This window comes from Aggregatibacter valvarum, assembly GCF_980468985.1.
The window spans coordinates 1,428,901-1,446,208 of sequence record NZ_OZ413141.1 but is presented as its reverse complement, the minus strand read 5'-3'; the positions used below and the strand labels follow the sequence as shown (position 1 = coordinate 1,446,208).

The following is a 17,308-nucleotide window of genomic DNA, read 5'->3' as shown; positions in this document are numbered from 1 at the left end:
CCTGAGATAACGCCTGAAAGGCAAAGCATAAATACGAAAGCTAAGAAAGTTACAGGAAATGAATGATATTTTCAAGAAAAGTCGGGGTTTATTAATGTAATAATCTCTCTTTTCTTATTTTTTCGATGATTCGTTTATTTTGAGAATGGCGTAAATCGCCTATTAATTTAAGAAGTATAAATAGGCTTTGCCGAGTTGATTCATTTGATGTTGAATCCACAACTGTCTGCGTTTGGTGTAAGCGCCCGGTGCATTAACGTGATAAACGATCGGGTTAGGTAAAACGGCGGCTAAAAGTGCGGCTTCATTTGACGATAAATTTTTCGCTGACTTTTTGAAATAAAATTGGCTGGCGGCTTCCACGCCATAGATGCCTTCGCCAAATTCCGCAATGTTTAAATACACTTCCAGAATGCGTTTTTTAGACCAGAGGGTTTCTAACAACAGGGTAGTCGGTACCTCAATTCCCTTCCGAAGCCAGCTTTGCCCATGCCATAAATAGAGATTTTTAGCAGTTTGTTGGGAAATCGTTGAGGCGCCACGCGTGCGTTGGCTTTTTTGATTATATTTGAAGGCTTTTTCAATGGCATTGAAATCAAACCCGTAATGTGTCGGAAAATTTTGATCTTCTGCGGCAATCACGGCTAATTGCATTGGCCAAGCAATATCGTCAATACTGACCCATTGGTAGCGTGTCGTATATTTCATATCACCGGCGAATAAATGGGCGATTTTTTGTTGCAACATATACGCCGAGCAGGGGATGGGAACAAAGCGAAAAAGAAATGTGATGGCGACGATAGCGAGAAAAAAACGAATGAAAAAACGCACCGCACTTTTGTAGGAAAAGTGAAATCGGCGCAATCTGACGTTAAACGGCGTTAACCGGTTCAAAATAACATTAGTCAGCTTTTTGTGACGCATTCAGTTGGTTTCTTATCCAGTCGATAAATTCGGGATCCATGGTTTTTAGCATATTGGAACCCCGTGTAATGGTTGCTGCGCTGGTATTGAGATTTTGTTGAATTTCTCGCTGTGGTAGGTTTTTATCCAATAATTGCGCGATAATTTGTAAGCGTAGCCCCACGGCATCCCTTTCGTCAGCGGTGAGCAATAAGGTTAAGACATCTTGTGCTTTGCCCTGTTCGAATGCGGTTTTTAACATATCAAGAAAGGCATTCCATTGTTCTAAATTGCGACTAATGTACATATCAACGATCCTACATCCTATACTATTAAACTAGTGCGCCTAGTATAGCCGATCATATTCTTCATTGCTAAAAGTTTGTGGATCTTCTTTGTTTTGCAATCGCTGATAGTAAAAATCGTAAGTCAGGACATTTTGCACATAGCTGCGCGTTTCATAAAAAGGAATGGATGCCACGAATTCGTCCATTTCTAACTTACCATTGGCGCGTGCCAACCATTTTTCCACACGATGTGCGCCGGCATTATAAGCTGAAGCAATGAGAATCCGGTTATTCGGATATTTGGCATTTAACTCTGCCAAATATGCCGTGCCGAGCAAAATGTTATTGAGTGGTTTAAATAAATCCACTTCATCCGTATAAGGCAATTTGGCATGACTGGCAGTCGCTTTGGCGGTACTTGGCAAAAGCTGCATTAATCCGCGCGCATTGGCGGAAGACTGTGCTTGTGGATTCCATGCGCTTTCTTGACGAGAAATCGCCATTGCAAAGGTTTTGCTGATTGATGTGGCATTTTGCGACGCTTGCGGCTTGCGCTTGCTTAAGGTGAGGCGGCGAGGTTTAAGGGCAATATCGTAATAATGACTATAAGCAATAGGCAGGCGTAATTGAATGTGATCAAAGGCTTTGGCAATGATGCTGCCATCCACGCCTAAATCAAACCAGTTTTGTTGGTTGGCATATTGGCTGAGTGCAATTTGTTTTTCTTTTTTCTGATCGGCAGGCAGATTCTCTAACAGGAAACGCCAACGTTGTTTCGCCGCACCGAGGCGATCTAATTGACGTAATTCAGCAATTTCTTCTAATGCCGGTTTCAGTTTGGGGAATTCATCCGCCCAAGTTTCATCCGTAATACTTGGGGCAACGAGTAATTGAGGTTGCCCGAAATGATAACGCTTACCACGGGTTTGGGGATCTAATTTGGCTGCCGCCAACATCGGATAAAATCCTCGTTCATGAGAAAGTGCGGTCCATATTTCTTTTGTTTTTTGGCTATCGCTTTTCGCGATGGTTTTGGCGAACCAATAACGCCATTCTTGTTTTTGATGGCCTTCATCAGAGAGGGCGTTGAGCCATGGCATTAAATCGGTTTTTTGCCAAATCGCCATGCGCAAACGGCGTTCGGTGAGGTTGTCCGCGTTTAAATTAAGAAGTTCTGTATCTCGCCATTGTTGAAACAATGGACTTTCGTTATCAAAAAAACGATTTAAAAACGCAATTTCCCATTCACGCATTTCTGCGTCAGTCAGTTGCCAGTTTTTTGCCCATTGTGCATAAGGCGCAAAGCTGGGATCTTTCATGTTCTCAGGTAATGTACGCAAATAGCGGGGAAAGCTTTGCAGCACGGCGAATTTCAGTAGGGCAGTGTTATTTTCCGTCATCGGTAATCTTGCGGAGAATTCAGCTAAACTTGCCGGTGTTTTGATGAGTGTTTGCAACAGTTGTAATTGGGCAGCCACCTTTTCATCTTCGTTCTCGCCGGTCATGCGATGTAATTCTGTGGCTAATTGTACCAAGCCGTTTTCATCATTTTTGGCGAAGAGCGTTTCCGCTTTTTGATAAATTTTCTCTGCCGTTCTGCCGCCGCGAGCATACCACGCTGCCCAAAGTTGAGCATCGTTAGGTAGCTTGCTGTTAGCTAACCAAAGCTGTTCATAACGAGAAATAATATGGGTATTTGCGTTGGAATCTTGCTTTTTATCTGTTGTGTTTTCTGTGCCTTCAAGCTGAAGTTCGGCGTTTAATACGGCTATTTGCATTTCCAGGGAACTTGGCTTAACACGTTGCGCATAATGAACGAACCCCTCCAAATCGTTAGCATTCTGGAAAAGGGTAAAAAGGCTTTGTTCCCATCGCGTGCGCAAAAAATGTGTCGGATTTTGTGCAATAGCTTGTTCGATTTCTTGTTTTAAGGCATTGACCTCTTCTGGCGGCGTGGTTTGATTGACGCTTTTAATTCGTGCGTCAAAGTAGGCGGTCATCGCATCCATTTTCAAAGGATAGTCTTTTAACGATTCAATCAGTTTGAGATATAACTCGGCGTTATCAGAAACGTTGTTATTTTTCACCGCACTTTTTAACAGATTTTCTAACTGTAAAAACGTTGCGCGTTGCGTTATGCGTTTAAGTTCATCCGCATTTCGTACTTTTGTCCATTGGGCTTGCGTTTGAGCTAAATTCGATTTATGCGCAGATTTAGGCAGATGTTGATGCGCTAACGCAGAAAACGAAAGTGCGGTCAATATGAGCAGAGAAATGGAAGTGTGTTTCAAATATCGCATCGTTGCTTCCCAAGAAATCGTGGTGTTATCGCCTATCTTTTGTTGCCTTAATGGGTTAAATGAACAAAGGGATTAATTCACTTCTTTGACACGCAATTCTTTTGGCACTTCAAAGAACATATTTTCTTCAAGCCCCTGTAATTCTTCCACTTCCGTGACGCCAAATGCTTTCATGCGCGCAATCACCGATTGCACTAATTCTTCCGGCGCAGAAGCCCCTGCAGTGACACCAATGGTTTGTACGCCGTTAAACCAATCCGGCTGAATATCATTGGGATCATCAATTAACTTAGACGCCACCCCCATGCGAGAAGCCAACTCTGCCAAACGGTTAGAGTTAGAGGAGTTTTTGGAGCCGACCACGACCACTAAATCCGATTGTTTTGCCAGTTCGCGTACCGCTTGTTGACGATTGGTGGTGGCATAACAAATGTCGTTTTTATGTGGGCCTTGAATCGCAGGGTATTTTTCTTTCAATGCACTGATGGTTTCCGCCGTGTCATCTAAAGACAGCGTCGTTTGCGTCATAAAGGTTAAATCATCGTTGTGGCTTACGGGGAGATTAGCAATATCCTCAATACTTTCAATGAGATAAATGCCACCTTCGTGATTGCTATATTGCCCCATGGTGCCTTCCACTTCCGGGTGACCTTTATGCCCGATGAGAATCGCTTTCGTACCTTTTTTACTGGCGCGCGCCACTTGCATATGTACTTTGGTCACCAACGGACAAGTAGCATCAAAGACTTTCAAGCGGCGATCTTTGGCTTCTTGACGTACTGCTTGAGACACTCCGTGGGCGGAGAAAATGACTATCGCGCCGTCCGGCACTTCGCTCAGTTCTTCAACAAAAATGGCGCCGCGTTCACGTAACCCATTCACCACGAAGCGATTATGCACCACCTCATGACGGACATAGATCGGCGCACCGTGAATTTCCAACGCCAGTTCAACAATACTGATGGCACGATCGACACCGGCACAAAAACCGCGTGGATTGGCTAAAATTATCTTCATTTTTGACCGCTCTTTTGTTTGTTCTTATCACCTTTAAAGGCATCTAATGCCAGTAAACCGGCGCCGATACAAATGGCAATGTCCGCCACATTAAACACCGGATAATGATAAATATCCCAATAAAAATCAAAGAAATCCACCACAAAACCGTTGTAGGCACGATCGACCATATTGGCAAGTGCGCCACCAATAATGAGCGCGTAGGCGGCATTTTGTAATATTTGATTGGCACGATTTTTCTTCATGAAATACGCCAACATAAGGGAAATACCTATCGCCAATAGGATAAAGAAATATTTTTGCCAACCATCGTGATCCGCCAAAAAGCTGAATGCCGCGCCATAATTACGCACGTAAGTTAAATTAAACACCGGCAGAACATTCACGCTTTCATACAAATCAAATTTTTGTACCACAATATACTTTGTCAGCAAATCAAGCAAAAAAGCGACCGCACTTAGCCAGAGAAAAGAGAGTCCGGATTTTTGTTGGGACATAATGTTTCCTAAATAAAATCATGATCAAAATTAGGTCGCCATTCTAGCACAAGGCGAGGGTTTATACAGAAAAAGGTGGTGAGAAATCGAACAGATACACGTCATTTTATGTTGCAGGCGAACACCATGGAATGACGTAATGGATTTTCGTGAAATGGCAAAGCGTTTAAAACGTGCTGAAAAATCACCGCACTTTTCAGTCGAGTGCCGAAGTCAGGCTTGCTTTTTGTGAAATTTACAATATGATAGCCGCCCTTTTATTTCTAGAATTGAGATGATTATGTTTGGCATAGATTTTATTGAACTGTTAGGTTACACCGCGACCTTTTTTGTCGCGGCTTCATTTTTGTTTAAATCGATAGTTTCCCTCAGAACCGTTAATTGTATTGGCGCGATTTTATTCGTCATTTATGGGCTTGTTAAACAGACTTATCCGGTTGCGTTATTGAATATCTTTTTAGTCGCCGTAAATCTGTATCAACTGTGGCGATTAAAACAGGAGAAGCAATAGAAAGATAAAAAGCTGAACCTCTTTTGAGATTCAGCTTTTCTTTTTTCGTTAAATTACGCGAATTCCGCACGTAATTTTTTCGTGACATCCACCATCACTTTTAATGCGGCGATGGTTTCCGGCCAGCCGCGGGTTTTTAGACCGCAGTCCGGGTTTACCCATAAGCGTTCTTTTGGCACCACTTGTAATGCTTTGCGAAGAAGATGTTCGATTTCTTCTGCGGTCGGCACACGTGGGCTGTGGATGTCGTACACACCCGGGCCGATGTCGTTCGGGTATTTGAAATCACCGAAGGCAGTGAGCAATTCCATGTCGGAACGGGAGGTTTCGATGGTGATTACGTCGGCATCTAGGGCGGCAATGGCCGGTAAAATGTCGTTAAATTCGGAATAACACATGTGTGTGTGAATTTGCGTGTCATCTTTACAACCCATTGAACTTAAACGGAAAGCTTCGCCAGCCCATTGTAAATAAGCGTCCCAATCGGCACGTTTGAGCGGTAAACCTTCGCGAATGGCCGGTTCGTCAATTTGAATGACCTTGATCCCCGCTTTTTCTAAGTCCAACACTTCATCAGAAAGCGCCACGGCAATTTGTTTACACACCGTAGAACGTGGAATGTCGTTACGCACGAAAGACCATTGTAAAATCGTTACCGGGCCGGTCAACATCCCTTTCATCACTTTGTTTGTGAGGCTTTGGGCATATTGCGACCAACGCACGGTCATCGGTTCCGGTCGGATCACATCGCCGTAAATCACCGGTGGTTTCACGCAGCGGGAACCGTAACTTTGTACCCAACCGAATTTGGTGAACGCGAAACCATCAAGCAATTCGCCGAAGTATTCCACCATGTCGTTACGTTCTGCTTCGCCATGCACTAACACGTCTAAATCCAATTTTTCTTGCTCACGCACCACAAATTCAATTTCTTTTTTCATTGCCGCTTCGTAATCTGCCAAGCTGAGATCGCCTTTTTTGAAGGCGGCACGGGCATGACGAATTTCCGTGGTTTGCGGGAAGGAACCAATATTGGTGGTTGGCAGCAATGGTAGATTTAACCACGCATTTTGTAATTTAATCCGTTCCGCAAATGGCGATTTACGTTGATCGGCATTTTTCGGCAGATTTGCCAAACGCTCCGCCACACAAGTGCGGTGGATTTCTCGAGAGTTTTTACGCGCGTCAGCTGCCGCTTGGCTAGCATCAAGATCGGCTTGTACAGCTGCTCTGCCTTGCTCAATTGCGGTCTTAATGACGCGTAATTCTTGAATTTTTTGCAAAGTGAACGCCAACCATTGATAAAGCTCCGGCTTGTTGGCTTGCAGTTGGGTTTCCACCGCCAAATCATAAGGCGTATGGAGTAAGGAGCAGCTTGGTGCAATCCATAAACGCTCACCTAATTTTGCTTTTAGTGGTTCAACCACGTCTAACACTTGGTTTAAGTTCGCACGCCAAATATTACGGCCGTCAATCACGCCCACGGAAAGGATTTTGTCGTAATCAACGAATTCATACACTTGTTCCGGCGCGCGCACCAAATCAATGTGGAGACCGGCTACCGGTAAGGCTTTCAATAAATCCGCATGTTCTGCCACAGATCCGAAATAGGTGGCAAGCAAGAGTTTGGCATTGACTTGCGCAGCAAACGTGGCATAAACCGCTTTATAGGCGGCAATCCATTCTGCCGGTAAATCAAGGGTTAAAGCCGGTTCGTCAATTTGAATGTATTCCACACCTTCAGCGCTCAACGCGTTTAAGATGTCCACATAAACCGGCACGAGTTTGTTTAACAAATCGAAACGATTAAATGCGGCACCTTTTTCTTTCCCTAACCAAAGGAAGGTTAATGGGCCAACGATGGTGGGTTTTACTTTGTGACCAAGGGCTTTAGCTTCGCGGATTTGTTGCACATAGTGCGCCGGGTTGGCTTTAAATTGGGTGTCTTTGTGGAATTCCGGCACGAGATAGTGGTAGTTGGTGTCGAACCATTTGGTCATTTCAATAGCGAATTGTGTTTTGTTGCCACGCGCCAGTTGGAAATATTGATCTAAGGTTAAGTTTTGGCTGTCGAAACCAAAACGCGCAGGAATGGCACCTGTTGCCACTTGCAAATCTAAAATATGATCGTAGAAAGTAAAGTCCGCAACCGCCACGAAATCCGCATTCGCATTGGCTTGATGTTGCCAGTTAATTTCACGCAATTTTTTTGCAATGTCTAATAAATCGGCTTCGGCGATTTCACCGCGCCAGTAACGTTCTTGGGCAAATTTAAGTTCACGTTTTGCACCTACGCGTGGGAAACCCGATAAATGAAATGTTGTCATGTTAATTCCTCGATAGATTAAATAATTTAGACGGCTAAACGTCTGTACGAGGCTAGAATGACGGAATTAGGCATATTATGCAAATTAATAATTTTCTGAAAGTTGATGAAAATTTTTAATGTTCTTTACGGTACGGCAGGCTATAAAAACGTGTTTATTTTTGACCGCACTTGAATTAAAAAGACCCGATGGGAATATCGGGTCTATCATTAACATTATCTTTTGGATTTCTTAATAAACTTCATCAAACGTTTACGTTTACGTAATTGGTTTGGCGTGAGTTTATTTCGTTTGCCGGCAAATGGGTTGTTCCCTTCTTGGAATTGCAGACGAATCGGCGAGCCGATAATTTTCAGGCTACGGCGGAAATGGTTGGATAAATAACGTTTGTAAGAATCCGGTAGTTTATCCACTTGGTTGCCGTGAATCACGATAATCGGCGGGTTGTAACCGCCCGGGTGGGCATATTTCAGTTTCACACGACGACCGCTAATCATCGGCGGTTGATGCTCGTCCACCGCAATTTGCAGAATACGAGTCAGCATAGATGTCGTCATTTTCTGTGTTGCACATTCATAGGCTTCCTTAATGGAATCAAATAAATTGCCCACGCCACTGCCGTGCAAAGCTGAAATAAAGTGCACTCGGGCAAAATCAATAAAATCTAAACGACGATCGAGCTCGGATTTCACGCGATCTTTGACATCGGTGTCCAATCCATCCCATTTATTGACCACAATCACCAAGGAACGGCCGGCGTTTAAAATAAAGCCGAGGAGGGACAAGTCTTGGTCGGAGATGTTCTCACGGGCGTCAATAACCAATAGCACTACGTTGGCGTCTTGAATGGCTTGTAGTGTTTTGATCACGGAGAATTTTTCTACCGCTAAATGCACTTTACCGCGTTTGCGCACTCCCGCTGTGTCGATTAACGTGTAATTTTGTCCATCGCGTTCCATTGGAATGTAAATACTGTCGCGGGTGGTGCCCGGCATGTCGTAAACTACGACGCGATCTTCGCCCAAAATGCGGTTAGTCAATGTAGATTTCCCTACGTTTGGACGTCCCACAATGGCGATTTTAATGTTTTGGTTATCCGGCGTTTGTTCTTGTGCCAGTTCTTCATCTAAAAGTGCGGTGTCTTCTTCGTTTGAAAAATCGAAATCTTCGTCCCATTCGTCAAATTCAGTAACTTCGGAAGAAACATCGGTATTTTCGACCGCACTTTCTTCGGTGGTTTCTGCCATTTGCTCTGCGAATGGGGCAAGCACGTGTTCCATCAAGCTTGTGATCCCACGCCCTTGAGAAGCGGCAATTTGCGCAATCTCACCTAAGCCTAATTGATAGAACTCTGCGCAGTGGGAGTCAGCATCAATGCCATCCACTTTGTTGGCAACCACCACGGTGGTTTTGTTTTGGCGTTGGCGCAAATAGTTTGCAATGCCGATATCCGCTGACGTTAAGCCGGCACGGGCATCTACTAGGAATAAAACGATGTCGGCTTCTTCAATGGCAAGCAACGATTGCTCCGCCATTTTTTCTTCTACGCCTTCTTCCGTGCCGTCGATACCGCCGGTGTCAATGACGATAAAATCGTGTCCGGCAAGATGCGCTTGACCATATTTACGGTCGCGCGTCAGACCGGGAAAATCAGCGACTAAAGCATCACGGGTGCGGGTGAGACGATTGAATAGGGTGGATTTGCCCACGTTTGGACGACCCACCAAGGCAACTACAGGAGTTGTCATAAAAACCTCTTATAAATGAACGTGCCACAGGAATATTGATCTCGGCACTTGAAAAATGGCTGGCATTATAGCGGATTTTGGCAGTGATGAGAAATGACAAGGTAAGGGGGAGTTGAATGAGGGGAGGGGAAAATAGGGAAGCGATTGTTTGAGCAATGTGCATTAGAAATATTTTTTGCATAAAATGCGGTGGAATCCTTTTTTTGCTCATTAATAAGATGATTAAAAACAAAAGAAATTCCCACCGCACTTTTAGCTGATTTAATTCACCATTCTGACGCGCCAACGGAAACCGTCTGCTTTCATACAGGCAGTAATCAAGGTTTGCTCTTGGAGCGGATCCACTTTATTCATACCTACATCATAGGTGCATTTAGCGAGTTTTGTATCGGTGTCTTTTTTACTGACGCCTTCTTTATACCACTCTTCAACTCGGTGTTGCATCTGCATTTCGCAACCGCTAAGTAACGTACTGAGAGTAATTAGCAATGCTGTTTTGACAATCATTTTTTTCATTATGCTGTCCTTTTATTTAGTTTGTTCTGCACTGAAACTGGTATTTAAACTTTCTACTTGGCCGATCAGCGTTTCTCCGCTAAATGTTGCTTTACCGGCGACTTCTTCCGCATGAGGACCGAAGAATTTACCTTCGTATTGACCGTCACGATCTATGAAAAAAGGAAAGTTTCCTTCAGCAACCGCTTTACCTTGGAAACTGTTTCCGACAATTGACGCTTTGTGAAGCGCAATATTTCTTCGAGGGTACTTCATATCCAATTCGCCGTAGATTGTTTTATCATCGAAGTTTGCGACTAATTTAGCATCACCAATGTTTTTAACTTGATTCTTGACATTGTCATAACGGCTTGCATTGCCTTGGTAAGTAACAACACCGTGTTGTGGAATATTTTCAACAGGTGTTTCGCTTCCCATGTAGAAAATGTCTCGCGTAGGATCTTTTGTTGCATTCCAAGCAGCGCTAAGTCCTTTTGAGACAATAGGGGAGGGGAGTCCGGCAAAAGGTTGAGATACTTTCCCAATAAGCTTGATTGCCATGTTGTCAACAAGCAGTGTTTGTATATCGTTGCCTTCTTCCTTTTTGAATGCGCCGTTAAAGGAATAAGTGCGGTTATAGCCGGAAAGGGTACCGACTTTGGTGTTACCGGAGTGAACCGTTATGTTTTCTAGCATACCCTTCTTAAATTCATCTTGGGAAATAGTAAGATCAGAACGAGTTAAGTGCGTAGATGGAACAGATGGTGTTGTTTGTGGTGCAGGAATTGGCGTTAACTCCGGCTGTGGAGTAGGAGGTGTCGTTGCAACAGATGGATTTCTTGAGACATCTTCAGTCGTTGTTTGCTGCGTTGATGTATTTTCAGATGTTGTTGGTGGCGTTGAGGTATCTGAAGACGAAGCCGATTCTTCTGGTGTGGTTGGTGCGGTTGCTACAGGAGGATTTGGTGTCGAGGGGAGCGGAATAGGATCTGAATGGCTGTTTCCGCCACCACCGCCGCAGGCACTGATAACGAGAGTACTTAATATTAAAGCGGAAAATTTAATTTTTGACATAGTAGTCTAGCTCCTTTATTTTTTTACTAAATCTTGAATTAAATGTTATATAAAAATAACGGTAAAATTATAAATCAAAAAAAAAAAATGAAAGCAAGTGATAAAATTTATCTAAAATAACAACTTTTTTGTTAAATGATTTAATAAAATATGGGTTTGTTTGAAAAATTATTTGTTAACCATTGTGAATAATAGAAATTTTTTATTTTTCATGATGAATAAATGACGATCATCTAAATGAAAGTGCGGTGGTTATTGAGTTCAATTTTTTTCAATGTTAAATATTCACGGAGCAATTGACATTTAGCGTCTCAGCCCTTACCTTACACAAAGATCTCAACCGATTATTTTCTTTAAATTTAAAGGAGTTTTTATGCAATCTCGTATTATCGTTGACAGCAGAGAAGAATCGTTGCTTAGCACGCACAAAGTGTTGCGTAACACCTATTTCTTGTTAGCGTTAACATTAGCCTTTTCCGCTGTGGTGGCTTATGTATCTATGGCGATGAATCTACCAAGACCGGGGCTTATCATCATGCTTGTGGGATTCTATGGGCTACTTTTCTTAACTAATGCCCTAGCAAATAGCGCATTAGGGATTTTATCTGCTTTTGCCTTCACCGGTTTCTTAGGTTACACCGTAGGACCGATTTTAAATGCCTATGTGAGCGCAGGTTTGGGGGACGCTATCGTGTTAGCATTAGCCGGCACTGCAGCGACGTTCTTCGCTTGCTCCGCTTATGTCTTAACCACGAAGAAAGACATGTCTTTCTTATCCGGCACTATCTTAGCGTTATTCGTGGTGTTATTGCTCGGTATGGTCGCGAGTTTCTTCTTCCAATTCCCGGCGCTTTATGTAGGCATTAGTGCGCTGTTCGTGATTTTCTCCACCATGGGAATTTTGTATGAAACCAGTAACATCATTCACGGTGGTGAAACCAATTACATTCGTGCAACGGTCAGCTTATTTGTGTCTATCTACAATCTGTTTATCAGTTTGTTAAACTTACTTTCCTTCTTCTCTTCCAGAGATTAATTATTAATTTGATAGATAAATTCAACGCCCCTTCTTTGGGGCGTTTTTATATAATCCATCCTCATAAATACTAAGGTTATTATCATGCTTGAAGTCAATAATAGACACATTGAAACCGATGCTTCGGGTTACTTACTCAATGTTGAGGATTGGGATATTGAGGTTGCGCAAGCCATTGCGAAGTTAGAGCAGTTGGAATTAACCGACGCCCACTGGGAAATCATTCATTTTGTGCGGGCGTTTTATCAGGAATACAAAACTTCACCGGCTATTCGTATGTTGGTGAAAGCCACAGCACAAAAACTGGGGGAAGACAAAGGCAATAGCCGTTATTTACAACGTTTGTTTCCTGACGGTCCGGCAAAACAAGCCACAAAATTAGCCGGGTTACCCAAACCGGCAAAATGCCTATAACTCATTTAAGAATCATTTGCATTTGAGAGATAAAAGAATATAATTCACCCCGCAACTTATGTTGTTATTTTTTACTAATACTTTTCAAAGGAGAAAAACATGCGTTTATTCGCGACATTAATCAGTGTGCTTGCATTAAGTTTAGGCAGCAGCTTTGCTTATGCAAAATTTAAAGTAGTGACCACCTTCACCATCATTCAAGACATGGCGCAAAACATCGCCGGTGATGCGGCTACCGTGGAATCAATCACCAAACCGGGAGCAGAAATTCACGATTATGAGCCGACCCCAAAAGACATCGTAAAAGCACAATCTGCCGATTTAGTCTTATGGAACGGTTTAAACCTTGAGCGTTGGTTTGAAAAATTCTTCCAAAACGTGAAAGATAAACCGGCGGTTGTTGTGACTGAGGGTATCGAGCCAATGTCTATTAATGAAGGTCCTTATACCGGCAACCCAAATCCGCACGCTTGGATGTCTCCTTCCAATGCCTTGATTTATATTGAGAACATTAAAAATGCGTTGGTGAAATACGATCCACAAAATAAAGAAACGTATGAAAAAAACGCCGCACTTTATGCACAAAAAATCAAAGCGTTGGATAAACCGCTTCGCGAAAAATTAGCACAAGTGCCGGAAGCGCAACGTTGGTTGGTCACCAGTGAAGGCGCTTTCAGCTATCTCACTCGTGACTATGGTTTTAAAGAAGCCTACTTATGGCCGATTAACGCCGAACAACAAGGTACACCACAACAGGTTCGCAAAGTGATTGAAACCGTAAAAGCCAATAAGATTCCGGTCGTTTTCAGTGAAAGTACCATTTCACCGAAACCGGCAAAACAAGTGGCAAAAGAAAGTGGCGCGAAATACGGTGGTGTGCTTTATGTAGATTCGCTTTCCAATAAAAATGGCCCGGTGCCGACTTATGTCGATTTGTTAAATACCACCGTGTCCACTATCGTAAAAGGATTTGAAAAATAATGTCATCGAATATTGCCTCGATTTGTGTTGAAGACGTTACAGTCCGCTATAACAACGGCCATACCGCCATCCATAATGTCTCCTTTCACTTGGAAGGAGGCACCACCTGTGCTCTCGTGGGCGTCAATGGTAGCGGAAAATCGACCTTGTTTAAAAGTCTCATGGGATTAATTCATCCACAACGAGGCAATATTACGTTGTGTCATTTGCCAATTAAACAGGCATTAAAACAAAATCTGGTCTCTTATGTGCCACAGGCGGAAGAAGTGGACTGGCAATTCCCGGTGTCTGTTTATGATGTGGTGCTGATGGGACGTTACGGTTACATGAATTTTCTACGCCGCCCCAGTGAAACCGATAAGCAAAAAGTGCAAGAAGCCATGCAACGGGTGAACATTGAGCACCTTGCCCATCGTCAAATTGGTGAGCTTTCCGGTGGGCAGAAAAAGCGCGTATTCCTCGCTCGCGCACTTGCTCAACAAAGTAAGATTATTTTATTAGACGAACCTTTCACCGGCGTGGACGTGCAAACCGAAAATGCCATCGTTGATTTACTTGGGCAATTACGCAACGAAGGGCATCTTATTTTGGTCTCCACGCATAACCTCGGTTCCGTACCGGATTTTTGCGATCAGGTGGTGATGATTAATCGTACGGTCATCGCCGCCGGTTCAACAGAAACCACGTTCAATCAACATAACTTAGAATTGGTCTTTGGTGGCGTATTGCGCCACATTAAGTTACTTGGTTCAGATTTGCACGATGATGAAGATCCACGTGCTGTTACCGTCCTTACCGATGATGAGCGCGCGGCAGTGTTCTATGGAAAAACTAAAGTCGATCCACCGGCGCCAATTGTGAAACACTGCAAATCAGAGGAAAAATCCTCATGTTAGATCTTTTACTGGAACCTTTTTCCTATGATTATATGGTGAAAGCCATCTTGCTCAGTTCTGCCGTCGGTGGCGTTTGTGCTTTCTTATCAGCTTATTTAATGCTAAAAGGTTGGTCTCTCATTGGGGATGCCCTTTCCCACTCGGTTGTTCCCGGTGTTGCCATCGCTTATGCGCTTTCCCTGCCTTATGCACTCGGCGCTTTCTTTTCCGGTATCTTAGCCGCCGTGTCTATTTTATGGGTGAAATCCATTACCAAACTGCGGGAAGATGCGGTTATCGGTTTCATTTTTACCACTTTTTTTGCGCTCGGTTTGTTGATCATTTCCCTCAACCCAACCTCCGTCAATGTGCAAGATATTGTGTTAGGTAACATCCTAGGTATTGCAGACGAAGATATTCTTCAAGTGGCAATCATCATCGGCATTAGTCTGATTTTATTGCTTATTTTTTGGAAAGATCTGTTATTAATTTTCTTTGATGAAGTCCATGCGACCTCGGTAGGGCTCAGCCCAATTTATTACAAAGTGCTGTTTTTTACGTTACTCAGCGCTTGTGTCGTCGCCGCATTACAAACCGTCGGTGCGATTTTAGTTATCGCCATGGTGATCACACCGGGTGCCACCGCTTATTTGCTTACTGATCGCTTTAAAACCCTTGCCATGATTGCCGTTATCCTAGGCATTCTTTCCAGCGCGATTGGCGTTTATATCAGCTATTTCTTGGATGGCGCAACAGGCGGTGTTATTGTGTGTATTCAGACCGCACTTTTCCTGCTGGCTTTTATTTTTTCGCCAAAATACGGCTTAATCCGCCAGCGTAAACCAATCACGAAAGAAGAGGTGCAACAATGAATGCTATTTATCAATGGTTCACCGAGCCTTTCGCCTATCCATTTATGCAAAACGCATTAATCACGGCGTTATTAGTCTCCATTATTTGCGCCATGTTATCTTGCTATTTAGTGTTGAAAGGCTGGTCGTTGATGGGAGATGCAATATCTCATGCTGTTCTGCCGGGCATTGTGGTGGCTTTCTGGTTGAGTTTGCCTTTAACCATCGGTGCCTTTGTCGCAGGATTGCTCTGTTCTGTCTGTGTGGGATATTTAAAAGAAAATAGCCGCATCAAAGAAGATACCGCCATGGGGATTGTCTTTTCAGGAATGTTTGCGCTTGGGATTGTCCTGTTTAGCAAAATTGAAACGGATCAACATTTAACCCATATTTTATTTGGGAACTTGCTTGGTGTGAGCAATGCGGAAATGCTACAAACGCTTGTCATAAGTGCGGTCGTTTTTTTCGTCATTTTTTTGCGTCGGAAAGATTTTCTACTTTATTGTTTTGATGCTACGCAAGCCAAAATTGTAGGCTTATCGCCTCGACTTTTGCATTACAGCTTGCTGATTCTCCTTGCCTTAACGATTGTTAGCGCCATGCAAGTGGTAGGCGTGATCTTGGTCGTTGCGATGCTTATTTCCCCGGGCATTACGGCATTTATTTTAAGCAAGCGCTTTGATCATATGATCGCCATTGCTTTGGTAACCTCGATCAGTACCAGTCTCTTTGGCACAATTATCAGCTATCACATTGACGGTGCGACCGGCCCTTGCATTATTTTGCTACAAGCAGCCGTGTTTTTGACCGCACTTATTTATAGCAAAATCAAACTGCGTTTCAGTGTAGCACTTGAAACGCCGTAAATTCTTTTTCGCCAAGATAATCTTCTACAAATACATTGTCCACGATGGCAGTACGAGGACCATGTTGTAACCAAGCATCTAATGCGTCAATTTGACTTTCTGAACCGGCGGCGATAACTTCCACAGAACCGTCGGCAAGATTACGCACAAATCCCGTTACGCCGATTTTCAGCGCATATTGCCAAGTAAAATAACGAAACCCAACACCTTGTACATGGCCGTAAATACGAAAGCGTTTTTTGAGCATCAGCTTTTTCCTTAAAATGTGCGAAAAAATACAAAAACTCACGCCTAACACGTATTTTTTATTTTCATTTTTCGCTAATTTGGCATAGCATACAAACTACGCTTTATTTTATAGAGTGTCATCTAATTTTAATGAATGCCCTTCAAAACAGGAGTAAATATGAAATTTCGTTTCGCTGCATTAGCTGCAACATTTTTAGCCAGTACGGCGAGCTTTGCCGGCGTAGTCACCGGTTCATCGAATATTGATTTTTTAGCCATTGATGGTCAAAAACCGGCTAAATCCATGTTAAAAGAGAATCATGCATTTAACGTGAATGATACACAAAAACACCAAGTGGTCGTGCGGGTATCCGAAATTATTCAAAGCGGTTCTGATCGTGTTTTGTTTGAGTCTGATCCGATCGTTGTGGCATTTCAGGGAACCCCTGATGATATCGTTATTTCTGCGCCTCGTTTACAAAATGAACGTGATGTAAATGCATTTAAACATGCCCCGATCATCAGCGTAAAAACGCCATCCGGAAGAGACGTTGCGAATCAGCAAGAATATTTAAAACAAGAAGGTTTCTTCCCTTCAGTGAGCTTAATCAAAGACTTAAGTGAATATAACGCCTCTGGCGCGCCTGCTGCGGTGGCGGCCTTTGCCGGTACAGCACCAGTCGCAGTGGCTGTTGGTGGCACTGCCGCAGCCGGTAAAGTCAACAAAGGCAAGGTAACATTACAAGGTGAAAATGTGGCAGAACAAATGTTGCAATATTGGTATCAACAAGCCGATAAAGATACCCAAGCACGTTTTATTGATTGGGCGAAAAAACAAAAATAATCGGTGATTTCTTCGCATTCATTTATGTCCGAAAAGTGAGCTTGTTCGCTCACT

Annotated in this window: 18 protein-coding genes; 8 read left to right on the top strand and 10 right to left on the bottom strand. The window is 43.3% G+C overall.

Going from position 1 to position 17,308, the window contains the following annotated elements:
- Positions 1-162 precede the first annotated feature (162 nt).
- From mtgA to lspA, 5 genes are all read right to left on the bottom strand, one after another.
- Positions 163-924 carry a monofunctional biosynthetic peptidoglycan transglycosylase gene (gene mtgA, locus AC30SF_RS06775; protein WP_489607968.1) on the bottom strand — a complete coding sequence of 254 codons (762 nt, stop codon included), beginning with the start codon at positions 922-924 and terminating at the stop codon, positions 163-165.
- A complete protein-coding gene (trpR, locus tag AC30SF_RS06770) occupies positions 902-1,210 on the bottom strand; it encodes a trp operon repressor (RefSeq protein ID WP_021616581.1) in 309 nt (102 codons plus the stop codon). Before trpR ends, mtgA begins: the two co-directional genes overlap by 23 nt.
- 39 nt (positions 1,211-1,249) lie before the next feature.
- A complete protein-coding gene (locus AC30SF_RS06765) occupies positions 1,250-3,490 on the bottom strand; it encodes a transglycosylase SLT domain-containing protein (protein ID WP_489607967.1) in 2,241 nt (746 codons plus the stop codon).
- Between the two features lie 72 nt (positions 3,491-3,562).
- Positions 3,563-4,507, bottom strand: a complete 945-nt coding sequence (gene ispH / locus AC30SF_RS06760) for a 4-hydroxy-3-methylbut-2-enyl diphosphate reductase (RefSeq protein WP_314402259.1) — start codon at positions 4,505-4,507, stop codon at positions 3,563-3,565.
- Positions 4,504-5,004, bottom strand: coding sequence for a signal peptidase II (gene lspA, locus AC30SF_RS06755; RefSeq protein WP_489607966.1), 501 nt, complete (start codon positions 5,002-5,004; stop codon positions 4,504-4,506). The genes ispH and lspA overlap by 4 nt, the downstream gene beginning before the upstream one ends.
- 280 nt (positions 5,005-5,284) lie before the next feature.
- Here lspA and AC30SF_RS06750 point away from each other — a divergent pair, with 280 nt between their 5' ends.
- Positions 5,285-5,515 carry a YgjV family protein gene (locus AC30SF_RS06750; protein ID WP_209364521.1) on the top strand — a complete coding sequence of 77 codons (231 nt, stop codon included), beginning with the start codon at positions 5,285-5,287 and terminating at the stop codon, positions 5,513-5,515.
- 53 nt (positions 5,516-5,568) lie between these two features.
- Here the strand turns inward: AC30SF_RS06750 and metE are convergent, their stop codons facing one another.
- The 4 genes from metE to AC30SF_RS06730 all read right to left on the bottom strand — a co-directional run bounded on the left by metE (position 5,569) and on the right by AC30SF_RS06730 (position 11,159).
- Positions 5,569-7,842, bottom strand: a complete 2,274-nt coding sequence (gene metE / locus AC30SF_RS06745; RefSeq protein ID WP_489607965.1) for a 5-methyltetrahydropteroyltriglutamate--homocysteine S-methyltransferase — start codon at positions 7,840-7,842, stop codon at positions 5,569-5,571.
- Between the two features lie 215 nt (positions 7,843-8,057).
- Positions 8,058-9,590 (bottom strand): ribosome biogenesis GTPase Der, encoded by a 1,533-nt coding sequence (gene der, locus AC30SF_RS06740; protein WP_290521346.1) that lies wholly within the window; start codon positions 9,588-9,590, stop codon positions 8,058-8,060.
- A gap of 261 nt (positions 9,591-9,851) precedes the next feature.
- Positions 9,852-10,106, bottom strand: a complete 255-nt coding sequence (locus AC30SF_RS06735) for a hypothetical protein (RefSeq protein ID WP_295973969.1) — start codon at positions 10,104-10,106, stop codon at positions 9,852-9,854.
- A 12-nt stretch (positions 10,107-10,118) separates the two neighbouring features.
- Positions 10,119-11,159, bottom strand: a complete 1,041-nt coding sequence (locus tag AC30SF_RS06730) for a Slam-dependent surface lipoprotein (RefSeq protein WP_489607964.1) — start codon at positions 11,157-11,159, stop codon at positions 10,119-10,121.
- Between the two features lie 373 nt (positions 11,160-11,532).
- Here AC30SF_RS06730 and AC30SF_RS06725 point away from each other — a divergent pair, with 373 nt between their 5' ends.
- The 6 genes from AC30SF_RS06725 to AC30SF_RS06700 all read left to right on the top strand — a co-directional run bounded on the left by AC30SF_RS06725 (position 11,533) and on the right by AC30SF_RS06700 (position 16,182).
- Complete coding sequence (locus AC30SF_RS06725) at positions 11,533-12,195, top strand: Bax inhibitor-1 family protein (RefSeq protein ID WP_006717583.1); 663 nt, start codon at positions 11,533-11,535, stop codon at positions 12,193-12,195.
- An 84-nt stretch (positions 12,196-12,279) separates the two neighbouring features.
- Positions 12,280-12,609, top strand: a complete 330-nt coding sequence (locus AC30SF_RS06720) for a TusE/DsrC/DsvC family sulfur relay protein (protein ID WP_021616592.1) — start codon at positions 12,280-12,282, stop codon at positions 12,607-12,609.
- A gap of 99 nt (positions 12,610-12,708) precedes the next feature.
- Positions 12,709-13,590 carry an iron ABC transporter substrate-binding protein AfeA gene (gene afeA / locus AC30SF_RS06715; RefSeq protein WP_021616593.1) on the top strand — a complete coding sequence of 294 codons (882 nt, stop codon included), beginning with the start codon at positions 12,709-12,711 and terminating at the stop codon, positions 13,588-13,590.
- The gene (afeB, locus tag AC30SF_RS06710; protein WP_290521534.1) at positions 13,590-14,486 is read left to right on the top strand and encodes an ironABC transporter ATP-binding protein AfeB; all 897 of its coding nucleotides are present in this window, start codon (positions 13,590-13,592) and stop codon (positions 14,484-14,486) included. The genes afeA and afeB overlap by 1 nt, the downstream gene beginning before the upstream one ends.
- Positions 14,480-15,337, top strand: a complete 858-nt coding sequence (gene afeC, locus AC30SF_RS06705) for an iron ABC transporter permease subunit AfeC (RefSeq protein WP_209364529.1) — start codon at positions 14,480-14,482, stop codon at positions 15,335-15,337. The genes afeB and afeC overlap by 7 nt, the downstream gene beginning before the upstream one ends.
- Positions 15,334-16,182: a metal ABC transporter permease gene (locus tag AC30SF_RS06700; RefSeq protein WP_489607963.1), complete on the top strand. Its 849-nt coding sequence runs from the start codon at positions 15,334-15,336 to the stop codon at positions 16,180-16,182. The genes afeC and AC30SF_RS06700 overlap by 4 nt, the downstream gene beginning before the upstream one ends.
- On the opposite strand, the gene AC30SF_RS06695 is transcribed toward AC30SF_RS06700, so the two are convergent.
- Positions 16,157-16,429, bottom strand: a complete 273-nt coding sequence (locus AC30SF_RS06695) for an acylphosphatase (RefSeq protein ID WP_489607962.1) — start codon at positions 16,427-16,429, stop codon at positions 16,157-16,159. The two genes, AC30SF_RS06700 and AC30SF_RS06695, sit on opposite strands and share 26 nt — an antisense overlap.
- A gap of 159 nt (positions 16,430-16,588) precedes the next feature.
- On the opposite strand from AC30SF_RS06695, the gene AC30SF_RS06690 reads away from it, so the two are divergent.
- On the top strand, positions 16,589-17,254 hold the full coding sequence (locus AC30SF_RS06690; RefSeq protein WP_489607961.1) for a curli polymerization inhibitor CsgI-related protein: 666 nt from the start codon (positions 16,589-16,591) through the stop codon (positions 17,252-17,254).
- Positions 17,255-17,308: the final 54 nt, after the last annotated feature.

Excerpts from the sequence above, each read along its gene's own strand:
- mtgA (WP_489607968.1), bottom strand. The coding sequence starts at position 924 with ATGCGTCACAAAAAGCTGACTAATGTTATTTTGAACCGGTTAACGCCG.
- trpR (WP_021616581.1), bottom strand. The coding sequence starts at position 1,210 with ATGTACATTAGTCGCAATTTAGAACAATGGAATGCCTTTCTTGATATG.
- AC30SF_RS06765 (WP_489607967.1), bottom strand. The coding sequence starts at position 3,490 with ATGCGATATTTGAAACACACTTCCATTTCTCTGCTCATATTGACCGCA.
- ispH (WP_314402259.1), bottom strand. The coding sequence starts at position 4,507 with ATGAAGATAATTTTAGCCAATCCACGCGGTTTTTGTGCCGGTGTCGAT.
- lspA (WP_489607966.1), bottom strand. The coding sequence starts at position 5,004 with ATGTCCCAACAAAAATCCGGACTCTCTTTTCTCTGGCTAAGTGCGGTC.
- AC30SF_RS06750 (WP_209364521.1), top strand. The coding sequence starts at position 5,285 with ATGTTTGGCATAGATTTTATTGAACTGTTAGGTTACACCGCGACCTTT.
- metE (WP_489607965.1), bottom strand. The coding sequence starts at position 7,842 with ATGACAACATTTCATTTATCGGGTTTCCCACGCGTAGGTGCAAAACGT.
- der (WP_290521346.1), bottom strand. The coding sequence starts at position 9,590 with ATGACAACTCCTGTAGTTGCCTTGGTGGGTCGTCCAAACGTGGGCAAA.
- AC30SF_RS06735 (WP_295973969.1), bottom strand. The coding sequence starts at position 10,106 with ATGAAAAAAATGATTGTCAAAACAGCATTGCTAATTACTCTCAGTACG.
- AC30SF_RS06730 (WP_489607964.1), bottom strand. The coding sequence starts at position 11,159 with ATGTCAAAAATTAAATTTTCCGCTTTAATATTAAGTACTCTCGTTATC.
- AC30SF_RS06725 (WP_006717583.1), top strand. The coding sequence starts at position 11,533 with ATGCAATCTCGTATTATCGTTGACAGCAGAGAAGAATCGTTGCTTAGC.
- AC30SF_RS06720 (WP_021616592.1), top strand. The coding sequence starts at position 12,280 with ATGCTTGAAGTCAATAATAGACACATTGAAACCGATGCTTCGGGTTAC.
- afeA (WP_021616593.1), top strand. The coding sequence starts at position 12,709 with ATGCGTTTATTCGCGACATTAATCAGTGTGCTTGCATTAAGTTTAGGC.
- afeB (WP_290521534.1), top strand. The coding sequence starts at position 13,590 with ATGTCATCGAATATTGCCTCGATTTGTGTTGAAGACGTTACAGTCCGC.
- afeC (WP_209364529.1), top strand. The coding sequence starts at position 14,480 with ATGTTAGATCTTTTACTGGAACCTTTTTCCTATGATTATATGGTGAAA.
- AC30SF_RS06700 (WP_489607963.1), top strand. The coding sequence starts at position 15,334 with ATGAATGCTATTTATCAATGGTTCACCGAGCCTTTCGCCTATCCATTT.
- AC30SF_RS06695 (WP_489607962.1), bottom strand. The coding sequence starts at position 16,429 with ATGCTCAAAAAACGCTTTCGTATTTACGGCCATGTACAAGGTGTTGGG.
- AC30SF_RS06690 (WP_489607961.1), top strand. The coding sequence starts at position 16,589 with ATGAAATTTCGTTTCGCTGCATTAGCTGCAACATTTTTAGCCAGTACG.